Annotated in this window: 24 protein-coding genes and 6 pseudogenes; 8 read left to right on the top strand and 22 right to left on the bottom strand. The window is 37.4% G+C overall.

What is annotated here, in order from left to right; all coding sequences use genetic code 11:
• Nucleotides 1-154: 154 nt before the first annotated feature.
• Nucleotides 155-598, top strand: coding sequence for a DUF2188 domain-containing protein (locus tag MHB66_RS08920; RefSeq protein ID WP_046311186.1), 444 nt, complete (start codon nt 155-157; stop codon nt 596-598).
• A gap of 22 nt (nt 599-620) precedes the next feature.
• Here the strand turns inward: MHB66_RS08920 and MHB66_RS08915 are convergent, their stop codons facing one another.
• Nucleotides 621-1,469 (bottom strand): Ku protein, encoded by an 849-nt coding sequence (locus MHB66_RS08915; protein ID WP_041117494.1) that lies wholly within the window; start codon nt 1,467-1,469, stop codon nt 621-623.
• A gap of 115 nt (nt 1,470-1,584) precedes the next feature.
• On the opposite strand from MHB66_RS08915, the gene MHB66_RS08910 reads away from it, so the two are divergent.
• Together MHB66_RS08910 and MHB66_RS08905 are read left to right on the top strand one after the other, a co-directional pair.
• On the top strand, nt 1,585-3,417 hold the full coding sequence (locus tag MHB66_RS08910) for a DNA ligase D (RefSeq protein ID WP_046311184.1): 1,833 nt from the start codon (nt 1,585-1,587) through the stop codon (nt 3,415-3,417).
• Between the two features lie 67 nt (nt 3,418-3,484).
• On the top strand, nt 3,485-4,180 hold the full coding sequence (locus MHB66_RS08905; protein ID WP_046311182.1) for a YoaK family protein: 696 nt from the start codon (nt 3,485-3,487) through the stop codon (nt 4,178-4,180).
• A 34-nt stretch (nt 4,181-4,214) separates the two neighbouring features.
• Here MHB66_RS08905 and MHB66_RS08900 read toward each other — a convergent pair whose 3' ends face one another.
• Both MHB66_RS08900 and MHB66_RS08895 read right to left on the bottom strand, forming a co-directional pair.
• Nucleotides 4,215-4,448, bottom strand: a complete 234-nt coding sequence (locus tag MHB66_RS08900) for a hypothetical protein (protein WP_034283372.1) — start codon at nt 4,446-4,448, stop codon at nt 4,215-4,217.
• 455 nt (nt 4,449-4,903) lie between these two features.
• The gene (locus MHB66_RS08895; RefSeq protein WP_046311179.1) at nt 4,904-6,016 is read right to left on the bottom strand and encodes a tetratricopeptide repeat protein; all 1,113 of its coding nucleotides are present in this window, start codon (nt 6,014-6,016) and stop codon (nt 4,904-4,906) included.
• Nucleotides 6,017-6,559: 543 nt separating this feature from the next.
• Here MHB66_RS08895 and MHB66_RS08890 point away from each other — a divergent pair.
• Complete coding sequence (locus tag MHB66_RS08890) at nt 6,560-6,931, top strand: iron chaperone (RefSeq protein WP_046311177.1); 372 nt, start codon at nt 6,560-6,562, stop codon at nt 6,929-6,931.
• Nucleotides 6,932-6,983: 52 nt separating this feature from the next.
• Here MHB66_RS08890 and MHB66_RS08885 read toward each other — a convergent pair whose 3' ends face one another.
• Complete coding sequence (locus tag MHB66_RS08885; protein WP_046311175.1) at nt 6,984-7,565, bottom strand: undecaprenyl-diphosphatase; 582 nt, start codon at nt 7,563-7,565, stop codon at nt 6,984-6,986.
• Between the two features lie 228 nt (nt 7,566-7,793).
• On the opposite strand from MHB66_RS08885, the gene MHB66_RS08880 reads away from it, so the two are divergent.
• Entirely contained in the window at nt 7,794-8,255 is a 462-nt protein-coding gene (locus MHB66_RS08880; protein WP_046311173.1) for a macro domain-containing protein, read from the top strand.
• Nucleotides 8,256-8,319: 64 nt separating this feature from the next.
• Here MHB66_RS08880 and MHB66_RS08875 read toward each other — a convergent pair whose 3' ends face one another.
• The 17 genes and pseudogenes from MHB66_RS08875 to MHB66_RS08795 form a co-directional block, all read right to left on the bottom strand.
• Nucleotides 8,320-8,796, bottom strand: a complete 477-nt coding sequence (locus MHB66_RS08875; RefSeq protein WP_046311171.1) for an immunity protein YezG family protein — start codon at nt 8,794-8,796, stop codon at nt 8,320-8,322.
• A 6-nt stretch (nt 8,797-8,802) separates the two neighbouring features.
• Nucleotides 8,803-9,528, bottom strand: a complete 726-nt coding sequence (locus MHB66_RS08870) for a DNA/RNA non-specific endonuclease (RefSeq protein WP_052712399.1) — start codon at nt 9,526-9,528, stop codon at nt 8,803-8,805.
• A 444-nt stretch (nt 9,529-9,972) separates the two neighbouring features.
• Complete coding sequence (locus tag MHB66_RS08865) at nt 9,973-10,536, bottom strand: SMI1/KNR4 family protein (protein ID WP_046311170.1); 564 nt, start codon at nt 10,534-10,536, stop codon at nt 9,973-9,975.
• 1 nt (nt 10,537) lies between these two features.
• Entirely contained in the window at nt 10,538-12,304 is a 1,767-nt protein-coding gene (locus MHB66_RS08860; protein ID WP_046311167.1) for a T7SS effector LXG polymorphic toxin, read from the bottom strand.
• A 379-nt stretch (nt 12,305-12,683) separates the two neighbouring features.
• The gene (locus MHB66_RS08855) at nt 12,684-13,817 is read right to left on the bottom strand and encodes a RapH N-terminal domain-containing protein (RefSeq protein WP_046311164.1); all 1,134 of its coding nucleotides are present in this window, start codon (nt 13,815-13,817) and stop codon (nt 12,684-12,686) included.
• 488 nt (nt 13,818-14,305) lie between these two features.
• Nucleotides 14,306-14,721 (bottom strand): annotated as a pseudogene (locus MHB66_RS08850) (XkdF-like putative serine protease domain-containing protein); the annotation flags it as partial.
• A 1-nt stretch (nt 14,722) separates the two neighbouring features.
• Complete coding sequence (locus tag MHB66_RS08845; RefSeq protein WP_046311161.1) at nt 14,723-15,598, bottom strand: hypothetical protein; 876 nt, start codon at nt 15,596-15,598, stop codon at nt 14,723-14,725.
• 20 nt (nt 15,599-15,618) lie between these two features.
• Nucleotides 15,619-16,547, bottom strand: a pseudogene (locus MHB66_RS08840) (phage minor head protein).
• A gap of 133 nt (nt 16,548-16,680) precedes the next feature.
• Nucleotides 16,681-17,119, bottom strand: a pseudogene (locus tag MHB66_RS08835) (hypothetical protein); the annotation flags it as partial.
• A gap of 170 nt (nt 17,120-17,289) precedes the next feature.
• Nucleotides 17,290-17,496, bottom strand: a complete 207-nt coding sequence (locus MHB66_RS08830; RefSeq protein WP_012010059.1) for a hypothetical protein — start codon at nt 17,494-17,496, stop codon at nt 17,290-17,292.
• A gap of 79 nt (nt 17,497-17,575) precedes the next feature.
• The gene (locus MHB66_RS08825) at nt 17,576-18,052 is read right to left on the bottom strand and encodes a hypothetical protein (protein ID WP_052712398.1); all 477 of its coding nucleotides are present in this window, start codon (nt 18,050-18,052) and stop codon (nt 17,576-17,578) included.
• A gap of 157 nt (nt 18,053-18,209) precedes the next feature.
• Nucleotides 18,210-18,664: pseudogene (locus tag MHB66_RS08820) on the bottom strand (sigma-70 family RNA polymerase sigma factor).
• Between the two features lie 250 nt (nt 18,665-18,914).
• Complete coding sequence (locus tag MHB66_RS08815; RefSeq protein WP_160295325.1) at nt 18,915-19,148, bottom strand: hypothetical protein; 234 nt, start codon at nt 19,146-19,148, stop codon at nt 18,915-18,917.
• A 226-nt stretch (nt 19,149-19,374) separates the two neighbouring features.
• Entirely contained in the window at nt 19,375-20,067 is a 693-nt protein-coding gene (locus MHB66_RS08810; RefSeq protein ID WP_046311156.1) for a hypothetical protein, read from the bottom strand.
• A gap of 171 nt (nt 20,068-20,238) precedes the next feature.
• Nucleotides 20,239-20,573 (bottom strand): annotated as a pseudogene (locus MHB66_RS08805) (site-specific DNA-methyltransferase); the annotation flags it as partial.
• A gap of 95 nt (nt 20,574-20,668) precedes the next feature.
• Entirely contained in the window at nt 20,669-21,736 is a 1,068-nt protein-coding gene (locus MHB66_RS08800; RefSeq protein ID WP_046311153.1) for a patatin-like phospholipase family protein, read from the bottom strand.
• 157 nt (nt 21,737-21,893) lie between these two features.
• The gene (locus MHB66_RS08795) at nt 21,894-22,094 is read right to left on the bottom strand and encodes an XtrA/YqaO family protein (RefSeq protein ID WP_080943449.1); all 201 of its coding nucleotides are present in this window, start codon (nt 22,092-22,094) and stop codon (nt 21,894-21,896) included.
• A 68-nt stretch (nt 22,095-22,162) separates the two neighbouring features.
• On the opposite strand from MHB66_RS08795, the pseudogene MHB66_RS08790 reads away from it, so the two are divergent.
• The 3 genes and pseudogenes from MHB66_RS08790 to MHB66_RS08780 form a co-directional block, all read left to right on the top strand.
• Nucleotides 22,163-22,462, top strand: a pseudogene (locus tag MHB66_RS08790) (tyrosine-type recombinase/integrase); the annotation flags it as partial.
• Nucleotides 22,463-22,974: 512 nt separating this feature from the next.
• Nucleotides 22,975-24,009 carry a DUF4917 family protein gene (locus tag MHB66_RS08785; protein ID WP_052712395.1) on the top strand — a complete coding sequence of 345 codons (1,035 nt, stop codon included), beginning with the start codon at nt 22,975-22,977 and terminating at the stop codon, nt 24,007-24,009.
• Between the two features lie 91 nt (nt 24,010-24,100).
• Entirely contained in the window at nt 24,101-24,508 is a 408-nt protein-coding gene (locus tag MHB66_RS08780; RefSeq protein WP_046311148.1) for a hypothetical protein, read from the top strand.
• A 34-nt stretch (nt 24,509-24,542) separates the two neighbouring features.
• Here the strand turns inward: MHB66_RS08780 and MHB66_RS08775 are convergent, their stop codons facing one another.
• Nucleotides 24,543-25,358: an N-acetylmuramoyl-L-alanine amidase gene (locus tag MHB66_RS08775; RefSeq protein WP_046311146.1), complete on the bottom strand. Its 816-nt coding sequence runs from the start codon at nt 25,356-25,358 to the stop codon at nt 24,543-24,545.
• Nucleotides 25,359-25,390 lie beyond the last annotated feature (32 nt).

Here is a 25,390-nt window from a genome sequence, read left to right as displayed (position 1 = left end):
CACTCCTTTTCTACCTTCTATTCTGCGGGAATTGATGAGATTCTGCCTCAGCAAAACGATGTATTTTATCCCCAACATTGGATTGAGAGAACTTGAATGTTTGATCCATTACAGATGGGGGAAGGTGTTCAAATAAAAGAAAGGAGCGTTTCTTATGCCTTGGACGATGAACGATTATCCAGCTTCATTTCAATCATTAGACAACGTCATTCGAAAAAAAGCGCTTGAGATTGCCAATAAAATGATTCAGGAAGGCTATGAGGAAAATAGAGCCTTTCCAATTGCAATCAGTCAAGCGAAAGAGTGGAAAAAGAACGCAACGGAGAAAGAGGTAGAAAATTTCTCCTCTCATGGTTCTGTCAAACCTTCTGAGAACAGCAGCTCCGCAAGACCAGAGCTCATGGATCAGGCGCAGCATGTTGTGAAACACAAGGAAGGCTGGGCGGTTCAAACAGAGAAAGCGAAACGAGCAAGTGAGGTCAAAGAAACAAAACAAGAAGCAATTGACCGGGCCAAAGAGATTTCAGCTAATAAAGGAACTTCCGTTGTCATTCATCGAAAAGATGGGACGATTCAGGATATGTTAAAGCCGCAATAAGACCGCTTGTCAGCGGTCTTTTTTATGCATTCTTTTCTTTTTTGGCTGGTGTTTTTCTTTTCTTAGGTGCTGCTTTTTTCGGTTTGGCTGGTTTTGATCGGTCGATCGAGGCCTGTAGTGCGGCCATTAAATCAGTCACATTGGCTGCGGGATCTTTTTTGCCTGTCGTTTCCGGCTGAACGGTATGTTCTCCAGATATTTTATCGCCAATTAAATTCATCAGCTGTTCTCTGTATTCATCTTGATATGCCGCTGGATCGAATGTCGTGGTCAGCTGCTCAATTAAAAGGAGCGCTGTATCTAACTCTTTCTTTACAATGTTCTCCTCTTGGGGGATATTCGGTACATCTGATACTTGTCTAATTTCATCAGGGAAATGAATGGTCTCCATCAGCAAAATATGTTCATAGCACCTAACGATCGCTAATTGCTCCTTTGAGCGGATCATAATTTTTGCGACACCAATTTTTCCCGATTCCTCTAAAGCTTTTCTTAATAATGAATAAGCCTTTGCTCCGCCAGTATCCGGTGATAAGAAGTAACTTCTTTCATAATAGATGGGATCAATCTCTTCAATTTTCACAAAATCAATGATTTCAACGGCTTTTTCTTCATTTTCTTTTCGCAGTTTTTCCAGCTCTTCATCGTCCAATTCAATAAATTTATTTTTCGCATATTCATACGCCTTGACGATTTGTTCCGGCGCTACCTCTTCACCGCAATTGGCACATACTTTCTTGTAGTTAATGGGCGTGTGACACTCTTTATGCAGCTGTCTTAATTTAATGTCTTTGTTCTCTGTAGCGGTAAACAGCTTGACTGGAATATTGACCAATCCGAAACTAATGCCGCCTTTCCATACTGTATGCATCGCGCTTCCTCCGTTCTTTTCTCCTTACTATGTAATGTTTTCATCAGACTTATGTATGTGATTGAAAATTTCATCCCACTCTAAGAACACATGATATAAGGAAGTGACATGCACAATGAAACCTATGCGATTAACACCTGCACATGATATACCTGCCGGTGCAGACTGGGTGTATGAATTAAAATATGATGGATTTCGGGCTATTCTTGTATGGGAAGAAGACGAGATTCGTTTAGAAAGCAGGACCGGAAAACAGCTAAATAAGCAATTTCCTGAAGTGATGGATCAGTGCGAACAATTAAGAGACCAATTTGCTCCTTTTTTACCGCTGACACTTGACGGAGAATTGGTCTTTTTACTAAGTGAACAGCAAAGTGAGTTTGCGAAGGTTCAGCAAAGAGGCAGGCTGAAAAACAAAGAAGCCATCCAAAGACAGGCTGAACGATTTCCATGTCATTTTATTGCATTCGATCTATTAAGCTGCAAAGGGAAACCTATCGTTGATTCACCGTTGATGGAAAGAAAAAATCAGCTGCAGCAATTATTCCAAGAAGCAAAGCTCCCCTCATCAGTTCGGCTTGAGCACCCTTCCCTTTTGCAGGTCATTCATACAGATCCAGACTCTGAATACATGAAAAACGTGATGACGATGTATTTAGCAGAAGGACTAGTAGCGAAAAAAAAGATGAGTAAATGGCATGACAATACTCGTTCAAAAGAATGGCTGAAAATGAAAAACTGGCGGTATGTCTCTGTCATTGTCACCCGTTTTGACAAAGAAAATGGCTATTTCCAAGGTTCCATTTATCAAGATGCGGCTCTCATCGAGGTTGTACAATTCAAGCATGGATTTTCTAAAGAAGAAGAACAAACACTGCGTACGCTATTTCAGACAAAAGGTCAGTTAACAGGAGGATCATTATACGAAATCCCCCCTTCTATCGTTGCCAGCATTGCTTGTATATCCTTTGATGGATCGGCGTTAAGAGAGCCGCGTTTTTCTTCCTTTTTACTAGATGCTGATCCAGCAGCATGTACATTTCAGCAAATGCTCAAACAGCTGTATCCACTCCCTGCTGCTATAGACGTCACTCACCCTGAGAAACCGATTGTCCCGGCTCTTCAACTAAACAAGGCAGATTACTTACTTTATTTAAGACAAGCGGCTCCCTACCTTTTGCCCTTTTTACGTGAAAGGCATCTTACTTTAATTCGGTATCCACATGGCACTGGAGATGAATTCTTTTATCAAAAGACGACTCCTGATTATGCGCCGGATTTTGTTTTGACAGATGAAGTTGATGATATTTCTTACACGGTCTGTAATGATCCTCGTACGCTTCTTTGGCTTGGCAACCAGCTGGCAATGGAATTTCATATCCCTTTTGAAACAAGAGATACGAATCGGCCGACAGAAATCGTCTTTGATCTGGACCCGCCATCTGTAAATGAGTTTCATCTAGCCATAGAAGCTGCTAAACGAATCAAAGCGCTTTTAGACGGGCTTTTCCTCACAGCCTTTATTAAAACAAGCGGAGGTAAAGGGCTTCAAGTCTATATTCCTTTAAAGAAAAACGCCTTCACATACGAAGAAACAAGACAATTCACCGCGTTTATATGCCAATTTTTATGTGAGCAAGCACCGGATCTTTTTACTCTGGAACGTCTTAAGAAAAACCGCGGCAATCGCTTGTATTTAGACTACATTCAGCATGATGCTGGGAAAACAATCATCGCTCCATATTCCCCAAGAGGAAATGAGCTTGGACTTGTTGCGACACCGCTTGAATGGGACGAACTCTATCATGATGAGCTTCATCCTTCTCTTTTTACGATGCCGGCTGTTATAGAGCGTTTAAAGGAAAAGGGCGATCCGTTCCGCCGCATGAGGCACCTTGTGAATGATGATACTTTTAGACAAGTCTTACATCAGCTTGCACACATGTGACCATCTCATCAGATGGACATTCGCGGTCATAAAGCGTTACACTTATTCATTAGAGAGGAAGAAAGGAATGACTATTTTGACCGCACATTCATTTCGAAATACAGCTTTGGTTTTCTTATGTCTTTCCGCAGGAATTGTGGATGTGATTGGCTATTTAAGCCTAGGGCATGTGTTTACAGCCAATATGACAGGTAATATTGTGCTGCTTGGCATTGCAGCAGGAAGCTCCTTGCAGCTAACAGCCCTTCATTCCATCATTGCTCTAAGTGGGTTCGTTTTAGGGGTTTTACTTGCAGTTGTGATAGGCGGAAAGCATGAGAAAACGTTTTGGCCAAAAGCCGTTACACGCATTTTTATCATCGAATTGATGATTTTGCTTCTATTTGCTCTCATGACCGTTTTCCCTTATACACAAGGTGCTTACTTTATGCTGATCATCCTTTTAAGTATGGCTATGGGTATGCAGACAGCAGCCGCTCGTAAATTGAATGTTGCTGGCATTTCCACAACCGTTCTCACGAGTACACTTGCTAACCTATTTGAAGATGCAGCTCAGCGTATATCATACCGGGAAAAAAGAAAGGCCCCTATCCAGCTTGTAAGCTTGATGCGAATAGGCTCTATTGTCTTCTACTGCCTAGGTGCAGCTATTGCTGCATATACAGATCGTTACGATCCATTTATCATCATCTGGCTGCCTATCATCATCCTAGGGGTCATTGTGATAACTGCTGCATTAAAGCACTTTCACCAATTGAAATAGCCTCTCTGGCTATTTCAATTATTGTGCTCTTAAACTAATAACTCCTCACATAAAAACCAGGAGGGCGTCCCATGATGAACGTAGAGCCATACGGATATCCAGAAAATGTCCCGAATCCCCCGTACCCCGGAAAACCTCCCAAGCCAGAGAACACACCAGGGCTCAAATAATACCCGCCGAATCCGATATGGGAACCAACCGGCCCAATATGTGCCCCGCCTCCTGTAAATCCGCCTCCATGAAAACCACCATAAACCCGTGGATACATACAATCACCTGCCTTCGAATCAGACCTTATCTCATCATATGCATGACAAATGGGGCGGTGCCCCTGCTTTTTCTTTTCCTTCTATGTACATTAGACCAATTTGATAAAATTTGAATGAAAAGTCCTGCAAAAAATTAAATTAAGCAAAGAAAAGTGACCTTTTTAACTTGTTGCTCTGCCCTATGTTTATTTAGAATAATGGAGCAGGTAATAAATTTGCACACCCCCTTTGTTGCGAATTCTTCTTATTAAACGTTCTTGCAGCGTTTAATAAGAAGAGCCTATTAAAACACAAAAAACCCTTGCTGACGATATCAACAAGGGCGAGAGATAAATGGTATTAACCACCAATGATTTTTTCTGCAACTTCGAATGAACCTGCAACGTTTTGCGTCAGAACAGTCGCAGCGACCGCTAAACCAACAACGAATAATACTTTTAATCCTGTTTTCATCTTAAATCAACCCCATTCTTTTCATATGTAAATCCGCTTCTAAACTTTTGTTCAAGTAAAAAACAGACTGCTCATAAAGTGCTTGCTTTTCACAATATTTTGCTGCAAATTGTGATAGCTCTTTTACTTCATGATATTCATTCTTCTCTTCTAACTTTCTTAATTTCTCATCAATTTGCTGAAATCTTTGCGGTGCATGCGTTAAGTAAAGATCATGTACGATGCCTATTTTTAGCTGAAACACTTCATGAGAAGCATCTTTCATTCTGGCATATGCAGCCTCTATATATTGGCTTGCACGCTGCTTTTCACCAATCACACAGAGTTCCCGGCTGATCAGATACGTAGAATGGAAAAAGAAATCTGAATCATAATACTCTTGATGGGACAGTGCTTTTTCAAGATGACGTATCGATTCCTTCGGTTTATTCCAAAATGAATATAAAATGGCCACATTGTGATGAAGCTGAGCCAGCATAAAATCATCCTGCTCATTTGTCAAAACTTCTTCCGCCAGACGATAATTCTCAAGCGCCTCTTCATACCGGCCGATCTCTGTTAGATTCGCTGCTATAAGAGAGTATGAAAGGGCCGTTCTTCTTTCATACTGCTTGTGCCGCTTATAGACGTGGAGCGCTCTGCGGATATAGCTTAGTGAGAGCATAATATGACTGAGCCGGTAATAAAGCCATGCCACTTTAAAATCGAAATCAGCACGTTCGATCTCACTTGAAATTTTATCTAAGAGCTTTTCAGCACTTTGATACATCTGCAATGCAACCTCATAATTACCTTGATGCTGCTCATACACACCCTCATAAAAATCAAAATAATAGGCAAGACGGTTAGACAGGTCATCTTCTTTTTTTCCATAATGACCCTCTATGCTTTTCGTTGAAACATTGCCCTTTTGCCCTCTTAAATTGTACATCAGAATGTGATGCCTCTTCTCAAGAAGAGAATAGTATATGAGGATATCCGCATCGTCAATTTCCTCTACCGCTTGTTTCGCTTTGGCAAATAACCGTTCTGCCTCATCTGCATGATCTTTTTTGATTTCCATGTTCCAGTCATTTAATAGTGATGCCAATTCCGCAACAGGAACTTTGCTCATTCTACACCCCCAATCACCTTCAGCTAAAACACATGAATTCACTAAATATGGAACTTCTATTAGCAATTGCTAATTAGTCCATTTGACATCATTTTAATATGAATCACTTGAATCTTCAACAACCGTTTCCATTGAAAGTGCGTTTCTTTCTCCTAGTCAACGATATTTGCGAAAAAATTCCGCCTTTTTTTAAAATAAACATCTCGAGATGAAATGAAAAAAGCCCAATGTCGAGGCTTTCTAATCTTATGATGGTTCATAGCAGCTTTTCATTTATCCAATTTCTTTATATAATATGATCAATCACTTACACGCCTCAGTAGCTCTAGAAGGGAAGAGCGCCGTAAAACAAATTGTAGCTGGCGGGTCGCAAGGCAAGGGTTTCAGAAGCACCGAAAAGCACATGAGCTGAGACAGGTGAAATTCCTGTCGGTGAAATTCCGTAGGGAAGCGTGTTGCCCCTAGCCTATGCTTACGAAAGGAGTGCGGGTTCGAATCCCGTCTGAGGCTTATGAGGTAGATGGATTGGGAGGATAAAATATCATGCATGTGTTTGAAGAATATATCAGCAAAATCGGTAACCCAGAGCTGAAGCAGCGAACTCAAGACATCTTACAATGGGTAGAAGACACATTCCCTCAATTAGAGCCAAGAATTGCTTGGAATCAGCCCATGTTCACAGATCACGGCACATTTATTATTGGGTTTAGCGTGGCAAAACATCACATTTCTGTCGCACCAGAAGCTAAAGGAATTAATCAATTTTCAGCTGACATTGTACAAGCTGGGTACGATCATGGGAAAAATCTGTTTCGCATGAAAGAAAGCTTGCCAGTTGATTATCCTCTCCTAAAAAAAATCATCGAATTTAATATTGAAGACAAAGCGGATTGTTCAACGTTTTGGCGAAAATAAACAGTACCCCGATCTCAGCGTTAACAGATCGGGGTATTTTGCTGCAACAATGTTATTTTGTTCTCTTCCCTACCAATTTTTGTTCAAGCCATTCATAGCATGACAAAAGGGCATCAACGCTCTTTTGGCATAGCGGCACATATACAACGGCGGCGGCTGTTAAACACGCTATAGCAGCTCCTGCCAAGACATCAAATGGATAATGAACACCTACCCAAATCCTTGAAAAACCAACAGCACACGCAATGATCAGCCAATACATATGGCGTTTGTGAAACAGCCAAAAGATCACGCAAATCGAAAAAATAAAGATGGTATGATCACTTGGAAACGAGTTATTCACTTCCTTTTGAATCAAAAGATTGACGTGGCTCATTTCTGCAAAGGGCTGCTGATTGAAATAAAGGAGCCCTGCGATTTTCCCAAGTAACTCTGCCAATATGAAGGTCACTCCGGCAGATACGACCATCGCCCTATTGTACCTGCTGCGATTTTGAAACCATACGAACAGACACATGAGCGCTGCCAGCAGCACTGTATATTCAGCTAGTCCAATAAATATCGGATTCAAGTAACCATGATCGATACTGAACTGATTCACCCGCCTAAATAAATCTTCATTAAGTCCCTGCATCTCATTTCATCCCTTTTTACTTGATTTATGATAAAGATAATTGAAATGAGATGTCTGCCTCCATCGATCGAACGAACAAACTATGGAATCATATGACATGTTTGTCACTTTGCTGTCACCTGAACATCGTGTACTAACTAAAAAATCATCAAAAGCTATTAAATCACAGGAACAAAACTGTTATAATAGAACATAGGTTTGCATTTTATCAAAAAGGGGTTACATCATATGATCAAAACGGTGGATGGCAACATTTTAGAGGCAAGCGAAGACATCATCTGTCACCAGGTGAACTGTAAAGGAGTCATGGGCGCTGGATTAGCAAAACAGATCAAAAGCAAATATCCGAATGTGTACAAAGATTATAAACAGTTATGTACAGAACAAGGAGATGACTTGTTAAGCTCCGTTCAACTCATCACAACAAAAGACGGAAAAACAATTGCCAACTTATTTGCCCAAGCTGGATACGGAAGAACAAGAAAGCAAACAGACTACGATGCCTTACGCAGCTGCTTTCAACACCTAAAGGATACAGTGACACAATCACCTGAAGAGAAAAACCAAACGTCCATCGCCATTCCATACGGGATCGGCTGCGGATTGGCAGGCGGCGATTGGACGATTGTGGAAGAGATGATTGAAGAGGTGCTGGGTGATTGTGAAGTGACGGTTTATCGGTTTAGATAATGGAAATGAGGTTTTATGAAACATATATGAGAAATACCCTCCTTTATTCGGAGGGTATTGTGCGTTAGTTATCGTCTTTATTTTTTATATAATTTAATACGGCTTCTTTATCTTCTTCATCTTCAGGGAGAAATCCAAAGGTTTCATATTCCCAAACTGCGATTCTTAGTACATTGTCTATGCCTAATGAATAAACATCATCATATCCATACTCAATAGAGAATTTCCCTTTATAATCTAATTGGAGGGTAGCTGTTGTCCAAGCACCTAAATCATTTTGTATATATGCCTTTTTCAATGCTTCAAAAATTTCACTAAGCTCGTATAATAAGTGGATGTATGTTGACTTACTTACACTATATTTATGAGGAATTTGATGTCCATTAACATATTCATTTCCATTTTGTTCTTTAAAATAAAACACTATCTCAGCCGAATCATCAAGTATTTCTGCATACATCCAAACTTTATCCCAATCACATGGTATTAATTCATTAATTGATTCTGCTATTTTTTTATAATTCATTTCTAATTCTTCCATTGGGTTTTAACCTCCAGGTTGATTCTTAATAAATACTTGAGAATAACGTTCTCCAATTTTATACTCCACAGAGAAACTAACAGGTCGTAATGAATCTCCCTTATAGATAGGTTCAATGCTCACTGCTACTTGTTTAGGTGGATTTGAATTCAAGGCTTTCAACCACCGTTGCTCCATGGTGTACCATTTCCCGCCGCTTCGATTAATCTGTGAATTCATTGGAAGTAGATTATCAATATCGCCTGATCCTTTAAAAATAGACGCAATTAAATGACCTCCGTCATCATCCAGTAATCGATCTGGCTTTCCTGAATTGGATTGGGCATATTGGTTTCTTTTGACCTCTCCGTATTTTAAATCACTTGCTTCGACTTTGACAATACGTCCGTAGTGATCGGTTGTGTAGGTGTAGCCTTGCTTTGTTGAATAAACGACATTCGGTTTTAATACTTTCTTCCGTTTCCATCTCACATAGTGATCTCCGTAACTGACAACGGTTGGTGGTGATTTTGGTGCTGGTAAGCGTCTGCCTGTCTTAGAGATGCCGTATCCTGAATTGTTGTCTAGACGCTTTGCCATATAGAGGAGTTTATTTTTGAGATTTTCTCCGTCAAACACGTTATACGGCAGCTTCGGGCCGCCAGCCATTTGAAACTTTGGTGAGTATGGCAATAGATTCGGAATAGAAACTCTGTCTAATGATTTTGCTCCTTGCTCAAGGCCTTTCTTCACCGTCGTTTTGGCTGCTGTTGTCCCCGTTTTTGTAATGGCACCTGCCCCTTTAGAGCCAAAGACGATTTCTGCTAGAGAACCAGTCGCATAGGCGAACCAGTGTGATCGAGAATATGCATCACCATAATAAAAAGCCGTCCCTTTGATGACATAGATTTCAGCAAAATATATCTATATAAAGCAAGTTTTGGGGAGTGCGAATATTTTGATTTCAATGATATCAACGAAGAAGATATTCATTGTTCCCTAATAAAACTTGCTGAATACTTCGTGGGTAAAAGTTCTATAGCTAATACAAACTAAAACACCCATTAAGAGTTTTAAAAAAAAAAATAAAAAGGATGCACTTTAGCACCCTTTAAACTTGAAAGTTGTTCAGATTAGAATTAATTTCCATATAGATAGAAGAAACGTTTAATCTTCTTGAAAGGATTTGTCTAAATTTTAATCTCTCTCCTTTAACATTTTCAAAAGATCGTCACTTAGTTGGATGCCTAAAGCTCCAGTGTCACCATCATCATCTTCTTCTACAATAAATAACCCTTCAATAAATTCAGTAAAAGTATCAGCAATCAGAAACAGATCCTGTACACCATCCCTAAGTTCATGATCCCAAAAAAATATTTTACCTTGGTCTTGTTCACTGATATCTAGACAAATCTGATCTCCACCATCTGCATCAGCTATAGGAATCACATGCTCTGGGAGCTGTTCTTCATACGTTTTTATGACATTTCGGATATCATATTTATTCTGTTCTAGCCCATAAAACAAACCTACTGAAATTGGCTCTTCGCCTAGCCAAGCAGGACTTTCTTTTAAATCGGTGTATACATTATCCTCAATCCAACATTCTCCATACTCGCTTATAAATCTCTTATAATCAGAAGAAATATGATACATGTTTTCTGCTTCTATTTTATTTATTTGTTCCAATGTTTTATCACTTGTCGATCTGTATTCAATAGTATATTGATTTAGCTTTTTTTTAATTTGTTGAAAACTCATTTTAATAGCCCCCTCTCAAGTCTGATGCAGCACCAATATGCGGTACATTTTTATGCAAATCAGTCGGAACAAGTTGTATTGTTTTATTATCTAAATGATGTGGAGTTAGCCCCACGTCTGCAAGCCATTGTTTCGCCGCTCGTTGAGATTTAAAACCATATTGTTTTTTAAGTTCTTTATATACTAAACTGAAATCCGACTTATTTCCAGTTAACTTCCCTTCTTTAAAAGGAATACGTCCCTTTTCCCAAGGAGTGAAATTAGGCCGATTGTTTTTAAATTCAACAGGTTTTCCTCCTGTGATGGCTTTTACTTCTTGTTTGTCTGAATACCATTTTCCATTGCCTGGGGCACCTTCCCAGCGTCCATTTGATCTTGGAAGACGAGTCCTTGGGTTTTTTATTCCTTCTGCCATCATTACTAAGCGTTCTTTCAAGGAAGCACCATCTACTACATTATAAGGAACATTTGATAAACCCGCTAGTTGATGTTTTGATGAATAAGGTAATAAGTCATATATAGTAATGTTCTTAGCAAAGTGCTTAGTTTTATTCACACCGCTTATAACCGTCGTTTTCGTTGTTGATACGCCAGTTTTAGAAACAGAACCTAAACCTTTTGTTCCAAATATAGAAGTAGCAATGGTGCCTGTTGCATAGCTTACCCAATGCGCTCTTGAAAAAGAATCGCCGTTCACCATATCTCTTTCATAAGAATCTGAAATCGACTTTCCAATCGCTTTCGACGTTTCAATTGGATGAGAAACAGCCGTTACGACCGATTCAACGGCACCACCAGGGTCTGTCACAAGATCATATATTCCGGTCACTGTATCTTTGGCCACATCATATAGACCAACTGCTGCACCTTTTACAACATCAACGAATCCCTCTGATGCTTCTTCCTGCGCTTTGGTCTGGAGAAGCTGGCTGTAATACATTTTTTGATCGTAAGAAAGATTTTCATATCCAATTTCGTCTACAATCTCAAAGTATTTTTCCTCTGATATACACGAAGGATCGTTGAGTTTTTCTTTCAATTCTTTGATTCTTCGTTTCTCTTTTTCTTCTTTTTTCACCTTTAAATATGCTTTCACCTGTGCATCGATTTTATCATGATTCTTGTACACATTTGTCTCATGAAATGCTTTTGCATCGTAATACATGGGCTGCGCATTTTTCCCTTTTCCTGTAGCAGCCATCATTTTTGCATAAAAGGTTGCAAGATGTTTCTCAATCGCTTCTGATTTTTCGTACTCTGTTTTTAGGGCATTATCTAATTTATGTACAGCATCAATTGCCTCTTTTCTTTTTTCGTTTGCATCGTCTAAATGTTCATTGACCTCTTTACTTGAAAATACATTCAGTTCTATGAGATCACTGATGTCATCAAAAATAGTGGATAGGGCTTCTTTTTGTTCCTTGACCATATCTTTATTATTCTGAATCCCTTGTTTCAGTTGAACGTCTAAGAAATGCTCATCAATAAATGTACTTCCGCCTAACGATTCATCATCAAGCTTTCCTTTTACCCCATCTAAAAACGCTTTTTGCATATCAATAAAGTCAAGATAAGTGTCCGTGTAAAGCGCAAGATCCTCATAAAAGGCTTTGATATTGTCTGCACCTTTTCCAGTAAATTCATCACCTAATCCTGACACACTTTTTAATGCTTTTTTCACATGCTGCATTTCGTCTCGAAGCTCCTGATAGACTTTTGACCTTTGTTCTACAGCTGACAGTAAAGATGGAGCATCTAATATTTTCATATAAAAAAGACTCCTTTTATGGCGTATTCTTTTACTAGAATACCATAATGAGTCTGACACTTTAATCCACTTTATCGTTTTTTAACCAATTATAACAATAGAGAAAACATAATTAATGTTAAACCATGTTTTGTATATCCTTGAATCATTCGATAGAGCAACGGGGAAAAGAAAAAGGATTGTAGATTAAGAATTTTAAAACGATGAAAAATAATGTTCAAATAAAAAAGAAGCCCCGAAAAGGGCTTTTTTCTAATGGAATTTATCATAACCGATACTTGATGTGTGTCCTCTGATAGCTTCTTCGTGGTTTTGTGAAAAGGCGAAATAACCCAGCGTGCTCAAAGTGCCAATAATGATGAGGGTTGCTACTACTGACTTAAATTTCATAAAGGCAATCGCTCCTTTTAATTAATTGTTGGAAGTAAAGAACCTTCTCATAGAAGTTCGACGCCTTGTCCTTATCTCCTACTGTTTTATATCTCCTTGCTGCATCTTTCGATAATTCTTCAAGAATTGCATACATTCCTCTTTCGGTTAAATATTCGGTATCACTCAAGACATTATCATAATCATCTTTGACATAAAGCGCCTTATAAAATGTGAACACTTTAAGCATCACGTCATCATTTAATTTTTCAGCCAATTCTATGCCCTGGTTAAGAGCATATAACCCTAAATCGTTTTCCTTTTCATGAAAATACGACCGTACAAGCACACTTAAAGGATCGAGTATTCTGTTAAAATGCTCATATCCTCGCTCTTTAAAAGCATTGATTGAATCATTTAAATATTTTATTGAAGCAACAATTTCATCATTGTGGAAATAACTTAAAGCCAAATTATACAGCGCTGATCCTACTAATCTTTTGGTGTCGCTTTCCGTTGCTTTTTCTAGTGCATTTTCAAAATGAGGCTTTGCTTTTTCGGGGCAACCCATATCAATATAATTTAATCCAATGACAAAGGAACATTGTATCTGTCTGACAGTATAAGTTTCTTTTTCTCGATAACATTCTATTGCTTGGGCTATATGGTGCATGGACATGTGGTTTTGTTTCATGTGGTAATAGATTTCAGCCATCTTGTAATTGAACTCGGCACGTTCAATATCATCACTTACAAGAGATAGCTTTTTTTCTGCTCGTTTATAGAAGGTAATGGCGTTGAGGTATTCATAGTTTTCAAACTCATACATACCGTAGAAAAAATTAAAATAATAATCAAGTAAGCCTGTTAATTTCTCTTGATCCCTTTTGATCTTCATTGCTAATTCTCTAAAGTTGGCACGCTCTTTTCCATTCTCCAATGGATTTAAATAATCCAACATTAATTTATGTCGGAATTCCATGAGAGAAAAATATAATAATAAATCCTGGTTTTCCTCCATGTTATCGAGCAAAGATTTTATTTCTTCTTTATATGCTTCGGCGTCCGGTACGTTAAATCTTTGAATATGGTAATACCATTCATTGATTTTCAAACCGACATGAGAAGAAAGCACTTTCTCCATAAGACCCTACCCCTTCCTTGCTATTCCCTATAATGACATATATTATCATTTTAAGAATCTTTCGACACCGAAAAGAAACCGCAAAATTTAGGGTGTTTTGCTATAGTAAAGCTTTATTCGGGAGCAATTTTGACTAGCTAATATAAAAAAAGAGCCGAATTAATATGAACGGCTCTATTTAAAGTCATCAACTATTAGATGTTTTGGTATTCTTTCTTTTAATAAAGTAAACGACTGCTGTGATAATGACTGCAGGTATCACAACAAATAGATCGGCAGTAATAATTGTATTCCAAGGATTAATGCCATCTAGTCCAAGTTTTAGAAGCTACATCATAGGCATTTCCTGACTATGTTTTCACAGCTGCCAGAAACACCGTTGTTTTTTGCTTCTTTATCCGGGTAGTAGAAAACCGCCGCCAGAGCTCACGCTGTTGCTTACCTATATCCGTTGTTCAGGCCATTGAGTATCCGGTGATCTCACCCTACTGAATCTGTTCCTAGATTTCATCAGATGCTTTTGCCACAAGGACCCACGACCCTTTCTTGATAACTTCACCGCCCATTTCAAAATCAGACGGAGCAATGTATGATTCAACGACTTCCCCGACACCGCCTTGGAAATCATGCTGCTTGTCGATCTCACGTGCATCCTTCAGGAACCCATGAGCTGCTTTTTCGATTTCCTCTGGTGTCATGTAATCTCCATGCGCATCAGCTCGTTGGGTTCGTATACAATGCCGTACACAAGACGCTGTGCATCATCAGCCTTCGCAATGACCTTGATTTCCTTTTGAAAGTCATTTTCTTTTTCTGATTTCATAAAAAAGAACTGCTTTTGATTAGCAGCCTTGTCCACGTATGATACGTGTGTGATCTTTGCATTTATCAATTCGCGTGGCAATTCATTCACCTCCTTTCGTTGTAAATTGTCCCTTGTATTTTTCTTCGTATTCCTTTAAAGCTTTTATTTTATCCACTTTTTTTGCATCGCCTCCTGCTAACCATCTAAAAAGAGTATTATTCTGACCTAATTTTTTAGGAATTATTTCTTTATAGAATATATTTATCCGATTCGAATTTTCTGGATCATTAAGGTAGATGAATAACTGAATAAGCAAAACAGGAAAATACAACACAATACTAAAGATAAAGCCATTTATAGCGTATTTAGATATTCCGTCATAGACATGATAGTTAAACAGCTTATCAATTAATGATAAAAAAACCAGAAAGCCAGTTAAAACAACTGAGAAAGTAACTGTGTGGTTTATAAATTTATAGAATTTCAAAAACAATCTAAACCAAATATTCTCTGTTTTTTCAACGATTAAATGCCAGTTTATATCCTTATTAATGACTCTGTGCTCCGCAAAAAATATTTTTTCTATTTCGTTTTTTAAATAAACAAAATTTATCATTAATTTATCTAGCTTTTCACTACTTTCATTCAACACATAATCATAATATTGCTCCTCTAATTCAAGAAATTGTCTTATTATACGTTTGTCTTTCAACTTAACAATAGATTCGTGATCGCTCGCATTTTTCTCAAAAAACTCTTTTAACTCTCTTGATAGATCAGATACTTTACTTCTATTTAAAATATTTTTCATAGAAATATAAAGCGTACCACTAGAACCTGTAAGACTTTCAGCTATAATTTTCCGATTCTTTTTAATTTCATTTCGTTGAGATAGCAATATAGACGTAAGAGATACTGTTAAGATAGATCCTATAATTACTCCATAATCTTTTAAAATACTAAGAATAAGCTGCATTAATCTCTCCCCTTTTCTTTTTATACGAAAGAAGGGAGGATTTGTTTCAAATTTTTTCTTCTAATCTCTTCTTTTTCCTCAGGTGACAAACCCAAAATGACTGGGTCAACCACAGGGCCAACCGCACAGTGACAATTTACTCTCTCTTTTGGCGTGAGCTGTGTATCTCTCGGAAACATGCACCGCTCTCCGCTTCCTGGTATCTCGAATTCCTCATCCAAAGGAATGATGGTTCCATCCAGCTGCACATGACTATCCCTCGACTGATTCTTTTTCCCTCCGCTGTGCTTCCACTTCTTCCCCGTTACTGCCGGGGATTGGACATATGATTCATGTTGAGCGACGGAAGAAGCGGTCAACACCTCTGTAATGGCTGTTACACGTGCGCGTTTCCGGCTGAATTCAGGAAGGTCCTTCAGCTCCAGTTCAATCTCCTGGATAGAGCGGCCATCTTTGATGCCCTCTTTCAACGTTTGTTCAATGACTGTATGAGTATTCAGCTGCATCAGCTGCGCCAATTCCTGTGACCATGATTCAATCCACTGTTCAGTTTTCTCAGAAAGCACCTTGAATGGAATATCTGCATCGATGGAATTCATGATTTTCTCGGCCAGCTGCGTGACGGTCAGTGTTAGAAAGACAGCCGTTTCTTTTCCAAATAGCTCTGCAAACTCATCTGAAGTGAATAGATCATTATTAAAAAACGCCAGAATGGATTCTAACGTCTCCGAATCGTCCTTGGATATAAAACATTCAGAGCGTTCAAAAATGTCCTGCGTTGCAATCTGAACAATCTAGCGATGGTTTTCTCGTATTCTTCTACCAAAGAGGGAATGTCTTTCAGCTCAGGGAAATCTGCTACAGCTGCTTCAAGTTCTTTGACCTCATCTTCCTCTGCTTTTTGCACAAAGGTATTGATGTTTTTTATCAGCTGATCAATCTTTCTCATTTGCGGATCTCCTCTAGTTCATCCCTAAGGTCTTTGAGGATAGATCCCAATTCAATTGTTAGTACCCGCAGACTTTTGAAGAACCGTATCAAGAAAGCTAGTTGATGCCTTTGGCTTCGCTTCAATTGGATTGAAACTCGTATTCTTCTTCCTCAATATCGGTAGAATCTGAAACGACTGATTTTTTCTTTTTCAGCTCTTTGCTCATTTCGTCTTTGTTTTTTCTGTGCCCGCACAATGGCTGTGAATTGAATTTGAATTTGCTCCCAAAGTAAATAAACTGGCAGAATGTCCTGCATGATTTCAAACGCTTCAGCTGGCATGTGCTTTGAGTATAAGCCGTGTGTCTTTGCGTTTTGATTACGTATTGGTGCTGCGCCCCCGCTATTACCTAGCGCGTTAACATTACCGGGTTGACCACCTTTTTTGTGTGCACCCTTTTTTCTTTCCCAACCATGCCGCTTTTTCCACGATTTTATGGTGTTGATCGACACCCCGTTTTTCTCGGCAAGGTCCTTGTATTTCATACCTTTGACGTAATCTTTCTCCGCCTGAATGTGCTTCGATTCCATTTACATTCACCTGCCATCTCCTTCTAATTCGTGTTTGTTTTGGGATTTTTATTTCCTCTAAACTGCCGCCGCACTCTACCTTTAAGCCGATGCTTGGTGTAAAGAACTATCGGAAGCAGTTTACAGGGAACAAAAAAAGCACCCCGCAGGATGCTTTTTGAAAACTCAACTTAGGCCTTGTCTTCATATTCTAATTCAAATATTAGTATTGTTGACTCTGTACTACCTTCATAAACTTGAGGTATAGCATTAATGAGTCTATAGCCATCTTCACCTTGAAGTTTCAGATTTTTTTCAAGTTCAGCTAGAGGACCTTTATCGTCTAGTGAACCTTTTATTTTATGAACACAGTAATCGTAATATAGTTTCGTTTCCATTTGTTATTTCACCCCCTACCTTTATATATCGGCAGAAAGTGAGCACATGGAACTATTCGCAGAATTTGTCGAACGAAAATCACTTTTCATCCTTTTCTTTTCTTGCCTTTACTTGCTCAAATGTTTTTAACATGTAACCTGTAACAATTCTATTCTTTCTGTCTTTATCCAATTGTCTCAATACAGCTAAAACTGATATGGTCACAAATCCAAAACCTATCCATTTAATCACATTGACATTAAAAGCAATAGTAAGATATGCAACGAATAAAGGGATCACTGCCATTAAATTTCTTCTAACAGGATCTAGACTGTTGTCCATATGATAAAACCTAGCTATTGCAAAATCTATAGAATCAATATCTAGGCTGTGAAGTAAAGACAAATTCCTTTGATAATGCTCCTTCTTTTTACCGAATATGAATATCTCCTTAAAATAAGCAATCAAGTCTTTCTCTGGATATGTGTAGATCACATCTTCTAATTCCTTTAATTGCTCGTTCTTTCGCTCGCTCTTTTGCTTATTATTAGTTGTGGTTTTCTTCTTTTTACTCAATTTTCACTCACTCCTCAACATTAATATCGGAGAAGTTTGATAAAATTGTGGTGTTCGCAAAATTTGTCGAACGAATCCCAAACTCGCAAGAGCAAGTGAAAATATATTAATTTGTGGAGACGCGGGAAAATTATGCCTCTCCGTCCTGCCTTCCATTTTACACTACGGATTTTTCGTCTTTCAACAAGTGCACAAAGTGGCTATACTGGCATAATTGGTCGATGATATTATCTTTCATCTGGCGGACCTTTTCACGAGACAGGCCCAAGTGAAGACCAATGGCTCGATAACTCATACCCTCCATCATGCAGTCATAGACCACCTTGTGCTTTTCTCCTTCTATTTTGCTTGCTGCTGCCTCTTTTGCATATACACGTTCCTCGAATTTCCAAAGACGTTTAAACAATCTGTCTTCCCTCATATCCATGTCACGTAATTCAGCTTGGCTTTTTCCTTTGCTCCCTTTTGGTAAGGTTGCCTCGATGCCGTATTGCGACACACCCCAACTTCGCATAGGAATGTCAGTACCATAAAAACACGCTGGAGCCGTTGAACCTCTTTCGCCATCGAGTGATAATTGTGAATGAGTCCTTCAATCTCTTTTTTGTTCATGGTTCATGCTCCCTTCGATCGTATTAAATCTAGTTGAATAGCAATCTTTTTCTTTGCTCTATCTACAGTTTTTCGAACTGTTCCTTTACTAACTCCCATGAGACTTGCAATCTTATCTAGTGAATTGCCGTCAGCAACATGTGAGAGATACATTTCCTTTCCTTTTGCTTTTGTGTAAGGGTAGATAAGACGTACTCATCTTCATCACTCACTGTGCGCGGTGACTCTTTCGGGAAGTTGTATTGATTCGCTAAAGCTTCAAGACTTTTGGTGAAGCAAACACAGTGCGTTGATAAACTGATCTTCGGTCAATCGCTCGTTTTGCTTCCGGCTGCCTACCAGTGGACAACCATTTCATCACGTACTCAAGATCATTTATCATTGCGCTGAAAATCTTACGGCTTGGATCAGTTTCTTCCATCTGCTCATATCTTCTTTTTGTATCTTTCAACGCTCGTTTATACTCAAGAATCAATTCGTTCATGGTTTCCTCCTGTTTGCGCTTGCATGCCTCGCCTTTGGCTCTTTTTAAACGCTGCATGTTTTGCCCCATAAGTTCTCTGTCAGTGAGCTTCTGCGGCTAGCTGTTTTTTTGGTTTCTCCTTCTTCATGCTCATCCTCCGTTCAGACAAATAAAAAACGGACACCAACCTGCACCCGTAAAAGGAGTTGATCAGTGTCCGCAGGCTCTCCGTCTTGGACTGAATATATCATTTTCCGAATAAATCATAAGAAATATCTTGAACTTTTATATTTTTGTAAACATCATTAAATAATATTTTATACTCTGACAATTCCTCTTTATTTTTTATCATTTTAGTTACATCAGCATTTGTGTAATATGAAAAAGGATCAGACAAATTCTCATATAAAACTGCTGTTGCATATCTCGACTCGTCAAATCCAATATGTCTACACATTAAATACCAAAACCCGCACTTAATTTGAGTACTTCTTATAACAGATATCAATTTAAAAGTATCTTCACTTTCATATCCAATACCTTTTATCCCCTCATGTAAAACAAAATTTAAATACCAGAATAAAAATTCTAGTTCTCCTCTCTGTTTATGAAATCCACTTCCATCAAAGTATATCCTTGATTCTTGATAATGGAATATTGCAAGAAACAACTCCGAATTTCCATACTTAATATTTTCATTTATATTATTAATAACTTGTACAATGTCTATTCTGTGATCAACATCGTGTTCGCGTCTAGTTATAGTTTCGCTATTAATATAAAAAATCACATCGTTTAAGTATGGAGCAACAAGATTAAGATACACTTCTTTTTCAAGCTTTATTTGTTCTCGCCGATGAGTAAAAAAATGTGATAATAACTGACCTAATATTGCTCCTAAAATAGCAGCTAATAAAGTTATTGTATACTTAGTTTCCAAAAATCGAACCATCCTTTAATGTTATTTATAAGAAATATAATTATACAATTAATTCCTCGTGATGGCTCTAAAAAAGAAGAAATTATAAATTGTGTACTTTTACATCCAATTAGAACTTCTTTAATTTCTGATAAAGATTTATTAATTTTTCCTCCTAAGCCGCTAGGCTTTTTATAGATGATGCAACAGTTCAATTTGCACGCCGTTTAAGCGTTTGTTTGCGATCTTTATATATTCAGGGTTCAATTCAATTCCCATGAAATTTCTACTATGCTTGAGCGCTGCTATACCTGTGGTTCCTGACCCATGAATGGATCCAAAACAATGCCATCTACAGGGCAGCCAGCTAATACACATGGCTCTATCACTTCCACTGGATATGTTGCAAAGTGAGCGTCTTTGGTTGGCTTGGTTGCAACGGTCCAGACTGAACGCTTATTTCTGATAGCTCTGAATGCTAAGACACCATACTTCCCGTTGAATGAACCACGGGGCTCTTTCTCTTTTTAAAAATTATTATTTAGATGCTACACCAACTGTGTTTTAATTAGATGGTCTGTCAGATTGATAACAGAACATCTTCCATATAATAAAAATCTTATCAGACACTATTTCTTAAATTTGTTTCGGGATTCTTATATTTACTCAGATATTCTTCGCAGCTCTTTTTTCCTGATTTAATTAACTCATTTTGTTCATCAGTAGATATTGAAAAATTAATTGAAGAGACATTACCAGTGTCCACAAAAACTGTTCGGTCCATATCATCACCAATCAATTGTTGGTTAGCTTGCTGTTCCATGATCGTCGACACTAAGCTCCAGATAAAATCAAAGAATGTGTTAATTTCATGTTCTTTTGGGAGCGCTAATCCCGAGAAAATTTCTATGTCATTTTTTGAGTCTAATCTGAATCCTAACGTTTCTTTGTTATAAACGTACTTTCCTGGAATAAAACTGCTTTCTAAACTAAGTGAAGATGAATTCATTTCTTTATATGCTTCAATTTGCAAAGATACATTTATTTCTTTGTATAATTCAGTTTCCTCAGAATGTTCTGTTTCTACATATTGTTCTCTGTCAAAAAGTCTTACCGGATAGTTAGAAAGGAGTCCGCCGTCTACATAAAAACATCCATTCAATTTGACTGCAGCAAAAAATATAGGTATTGACATAGATATTCTGACAGCATCTTTTATTTTCATATCAGCAAATTTAGGATCTTCAGCAGAAAATGTCTCAGTCCTGTAAGTTGACAGATTAGTTCCTTGAATGTAAATGTTTTTAAATTTAGGATTGTCCTGTATCTCTTTAAATGTTACGTTTTTGTCTATCCCTTTTTCTTCTATGCGACTTTCAATCCATTTCATAAATTTTCTACCTTTATACCAACCATGATCATCTGTTATCAATCTAAATGTATCTCTAACAACTCCAAAATCAGAGTCCATAAATTGTTCTAAATCCATCTCCCTAAGACTCTTTTCTAATTCTGCTGAGCTATAACCTAGACTCACCAACATTGCAACAATAGCTCCAGCAGAGGTCCCTCCAACTCGCTCAACATTGTCTAAAATTTTATGATTTTCCAAAATTCCCAAAACCCTTACATAGGCTATTCCTTTAACTCCTCCTCCCTCAAAAACAAGATTTTTAAATGGATATTCCATGCAAATCCCTCCTGTGATAAATTCATAAGTATTGTCCTCATTTCACAATGAAATATTCACATTAATTTTTAAATAAATACACATTGTATTTAAAATTTCTGTTTTACCTTAACTTATCGAACTTTCTTCTTAATACGTTATAACTCTCAGCCTCCAATTATTTGATCTTGTATCCTATTTCATGGTCAACTCTCACAAAATGACCTTTAGCAGTTTGAATGATTGTTTTTCCGTGTTCAGGCGCGTCTGTGATTTGTGCAGTTCCTTCGTTGCCGTCAATCACGATTATGCGGACATTATCTGCTTCATTTGCGTTTTGAATCGTTGTTTCAAAGACTTTAATTTCAGTTGGTTTCATCCGCTTCATGCCCCCAATGTGGTTATAATGAATTTGCCCTGAAGAGCACTAAGGAACCTTACTAATTGCATGACTTGAATTTAGTATTCTCACGGAAAGATGGTTCTCTACTTACGAAATCATCTTTATTCAATGCATTTGAACGTATACTTAAACAAGCAGGCCTACCAAAAATGCCTATCCATGCCCTTCGACATACACACACTGTTTTACTTTTAGAATCTGGGACATCTATGAAATATGTTCAAGAGCGACTGGGCCACAAAAGCATTAGAGTAACATCTGATATTTATTCTCATATCAGCAAAAAAATTGACCTTGATTCAATGAATAAGTATGAAGAGTATATCTCCAAGATAATGGAGTGATTTTTTTATCTTTTTTTGTGGGTGAATTGTGGGTGGCGGCTTCTTCATTTTGAAATATTAGAAACACCCACAAAAATAAAAACCCCCTGAAGCCAATGGCTCCAAGGGGTTTTTATTATTAATACTGAGACATATACTGATCGCGTTCCCATACAGTATATGCAACACTCTAAACCCTTGAAAACAAAGGTTTTTTTATTGTTATATTATTTTAAATTTGAAATAGAACCTCTATGATTCTCAATATTTTTTGGTCAAATTTTGGTCATGATTTTGGTCAAAAATTTTAAATAGTGACCAATACATGATGGTAATAGTATAGTACTCTCTTAAAAAAAAGAAGATTTTATCCGATAAGATTATAAGAAAAATACGATCAGCATATTAAAAACCGGATAACTTTCAGGAGATGTTCACGCTGTTAATAACAGAGAAAACGAAATAATCGTCGTGAAGCCAACAAAGTAATATGTAAGATTGAAATATTTTGAAAAAGGAAAGAGGATATTCATATGACAGAAGTTTATGATTTTAAAGCATTATCAGAAAAGCATCCTGAAATATTAGATAATTTACTCACAGGAAATGGCTTCTCAATAGAATTTGATTCGAATTTTAGATACGGTGGTCTATACGATTTTTTACAAAAAAAGGGGCTTTTTGATGAAAAGGAAAAAAAATTATTTAGAGCTTTTGATACTACAAACTTTGAACAAGTTTTAAATTCACTATTCAAGGCTCAAACAATTAATAAAACGTTTGATAAAAATACAGATTATTTAGATGAAAGTTATCAAACTATCAAAGATCTCCTAATTATGTCTGTAAAAGAAATACATCCTGAATATGCTTACTTAGATATTGATAAATTAGCTTGGAGTTTTAATATCTTCAAAAAAAACATATTCACAACTAATTACGATTTATTGTCATACTGGGCATTACTAGCTCTGAGAGGGAAAAAGAAAATCAGGGATGGATTTGGATATAGGGATGATCGAAAGCTTTCTTTCCAACCGGATACCCTTAAAAAGGATCAATTTAAATTATTTTACTTACATGGTGCATTACATCTTTATGTAGATCGCGGTGACGTAATCAAAGTAACAGGAGAAATTTTAATGGATAATATTACAAAAGAGTATGAGATGGGACACTTTCCTATTTATGTCTCAGAAGGAGATTCAGAGAAAAAATTAGCACAAATCAAAAGTAATAATTATTTAAGTCATTGCTATCAAGAGCTTTTAAATAGTGATGGTGGTATTACCGTTCTAGGCCAAGGTTTAAATCCTCAATACGATAAACATCTTATAGATGCTATAAAAAAGTCTAATGTGAAATTTATTGCGTATGGGGTTTTTGATACGCAAGATACAACTAAAGAGTACATTGTTGAAACCACAAAAAAATACTTTGGTGATCTAGATGATAAAGAACTCCTTTTTTATGATTCGAAAAACTTTTTTAAATCCTTAAAAGAAATGGCATATGATCAAAAATCAATTAAATGGGGGAAGATCCCTGGCTTTTTTCCAAAAATATAAAACTCCTATTATATTAGAAAAAATCGCACTCTCCCCAAAGCATTCAAAAAATGTGCTATCCTTTTTAAAATAGAATTAAAGGAGTGGTTAAATGAACGAATATATAGACATTAAAGAGATCCAATATTCGGATTTGAAAAATTACATTAATGAAGGTTGGGAAGTTATTGATAATTATAAAATAGATAAAAAGTTTATTTATGTAGTCGGGTATCACTATAAACAAAAAATTGAAGATCTTAAAACTCTTATACAAGCTTATGAAGATTTCGGGTTCAAGGAACAACTTTTCAATGCTATTGCTAAAGTAAATAACGATGATTATACAAAAATCAAGAAATACAGTTCTAATAATGATCAATTTTATCGGAATGAAACAACTGAATTTTTTAACAGATATGAGAAAATACTAGGTACTAAAACAAAATACGGAATTGAAGAAGATGATACCAATTCTTGGGGTCCGCTTTATATGAATGATACTGAACTTCCATTTTGATATTTTCCCTCTCATAAGAGAGGGATTTTTCATTTTACTTTTGTTTTACTTGAACGTATTTCGTGGCAGCTGTGATATAAAGACCTGATTTCAGTTTATACATTTTTGATCCGTTGACTGTTACGACCTTATCAATCGTAAATGCTTCACCCGGCTTTACTTTTTTGTGCTTCGCTGACCAATTCGGCTTATCATAGACCCATAACCACCCATCAGCATTCTTCTTCACTACGGCCATTTTAACGCCCTTTGGTGTCGTTTCTTTTTTAGGACTTGTTTTAGATGACGATGACACCTTTTTTAAACCGACGGCCGCCGCAATTCCTTCTGCGTGTCCCTCGGCCAATAGATTTAGGAACGAATCTTGTTTCAGCAGCGCGGCATCTTCTTTACGGTCGATGAAAAGGTTCTCTGTCAGAATCGCTGGCATTTTTGTTTCTCTTAAAACAGCAAGGTTTTTAGACTTGGTCCCGCGGTCTCGGTCTCCTATTTTTTCTTTGATTTTGTTATAGATCGCATCGTGTACAATTGTTTGCTGCTTTCCTGTGCTGGATGATGCAGATAATTTGTCGTAACGAAACGTCTCAAAGCCTGTGCCACCAGCTGCATTGATATGGATAGACGCAAAATAATCGGCGCCCCAATTATTTGCTAGTCTAGCTCTTTGAGACAGATCAATATAAACGTCAGTTGAACGCGTGAGTTTGACCGTTGCCCCGTACACCTTTTCAAGAATCGCTTTAGTTTTCTTTGCGATAGTTAGTACAAGATCTTTTTCTTTCATCCCGTTTGCTACTGCGCCGGGATCGTGTCCGCCGTGTCCCGGATCAATCATAATTTTCTTTGTCATGTTCATCTACTCCTTAATTTGTTTTTTTATAG

Origin of the sequence: Bacillus sp. FSL L8-0167, assembly GCF_038630295.1 — a bacterium.
Lineage (GTDB): Bacteria > Bacillota > Bacilli > Bacillales > Bacillaceae > Bacillus > Bacillus safensis.
Note: the sequence above shows the minus strand (reverse complement) of the source record. Positions and strands in the feature narration are given on the sequence as shown.